The organism is Arthrobacter cheniae, assembly GCF_003602275.1.
GTDB classification, from domain to species: Bacteria; Actinomycetota; Actinomycetes; order Actinomycetales; family Micrococcaceae; genus Arthrobacter_D; species Arthrobacter_D cheniae.
Window position 1 is genome coordinate 1 of record NZ_QZVT01000035.1, and the last position, 1,428, is coordinate 1,428.

Annotated in this window: 2 protein-coding genes; both read left to right on the top strand. The window is 59.7% G+C overall.

The genetic code is table 11. The features are described from left to right. Positions 1–532, top strand: a 532-nt coding sequence (locus D6T63_RS19635) for a helix-turn-helix domain-containing protein (protein WP_220725995.1), incomplete at its 5' end; no start/stop codon positions are given. Positions 533–534: 2 nt separating this feature from the next. After that, on the top strand, positions 535–1,389 hold the full coding sequence (locus D6T63_RS18830) for an IS3 family transposase (RefSeq protein WP_220725996.1): 855 nt from the start codon (positions 535–537) through the stop codon (positions 1,387–1,389). Positions 1,390–1,428: the final 39 nt, after the last annotated feature.

Here is a 1,428-nt window from a genome sequence, read left to right on the forward strand (position 1 = left end):
TGAACTGCTCCCCGAAAGTTGGACTAGAAATCTAACTTCCGAGGAGCAGTTCATGTATGCGAGTAGCTCGTTGTCTGAGGCTCAGCGCGAGGCCGCTGTAGCGTGGTTTGAGAAGGGCGTCGGGGATACGGCGACTGCCAGCTTGCTGGGGGTGCCTCGCGGGCCGGTGAAGCGTCTCTTTCGACGGTGGAGGATCCGTGGTCAAGGAGCACTGGTGGCCAAACCGACGTATCAGTCGTACTCGTTCGAATTCAAGCTCGCTTTGGTCGAACGGTTCATCGCAGGCGAGACTGGTTTGAGTCTTGCAGCGGAAGCAGGTTTGTCCTCGCCTCGTCTGCTCGAGACGTGGGCGCGGGTTTATCGCCGTGATGGTGCTGATGCGTTACGTCCAAAGCCACGCGGCAAACCCCGAAAGCCTAAGTTCCCGTCGCCGGAGCTGCCTGAACTGGAGCGGTTACGCCAGGAGAACGAACGGCTGCGGGCGGAAGTGGCTTACCTGGGAAAATTGCGGGCCTTGAGGGCCCAGGAATGACAGTGAGGGTTCAAGCCCTCATCGCCCTCAAGGCCGACTTTCCCCTTCCGGTGCTGCTGCAGATCGCCGATCTTGCCCGGTCGACGTTCTTCTACCACCAGGCCCGGCTCCGGGCGCCTGATCCGCGACAGGAACTCAAGGCCGCGATCACGGAGATCTTCGAGAAGAACCATGGCAGGTACGGGCACCGCCGCATTCACGCCCAGCTGCTCAGGCAAGGGTGGACGGTTGCGAGAAAAACCGTGCTGAAGCTGATGAGGTCGCTGCGGCTGGTCTGTAAGGTCCGACGGAAGAAACGCTACAACTCTTACAAAGGCGAGCAGGGAACGGTTGCTGCGAACCTGCTGGACCGCCAGTTTGAATCGGACGCTCCTAACCGAAAGTGGGTCACCGACGTGACCGAGTTCAGGGTCGACGACCGGAAGCTGTACCTCTCACCGGTTATGGATCTCTTCAACCGGCAGATCATCTCCTACTCCATCCGCTCGTCACCGAACCTGGAACTCACCAACAGCTCACTGCGCCAAGCCCTCGCAACGCTTGAGGGCGGGCAGGAACCGCTGGTGCATTCGGACCAGGGCTTCCAATACCAGCACCCCTCATGGCGGCGCCTGCTCCGGACAGCCGGCGCGACCCAATCAATGTCGCGGAAGGCTAACTGCTACGACAACGCCGTCATGGAGAACTTCTTCGGACACCTCAAAGAAGAACTCTTCCACCACACCCGATTCCTCAGCACCGACGCACTGACCGCAGCACTGCACGACTACATCCACTGGTACAACACCGAAAGGATCTCAACAAAGCTCGAGGGCCTGAGCCCGGTGCAATACCGAACCCAAGCCCTCGCGGCCTAACCTTTGCTAAGCCAGTCCAACTTTTGGGGTGCAGTTCAC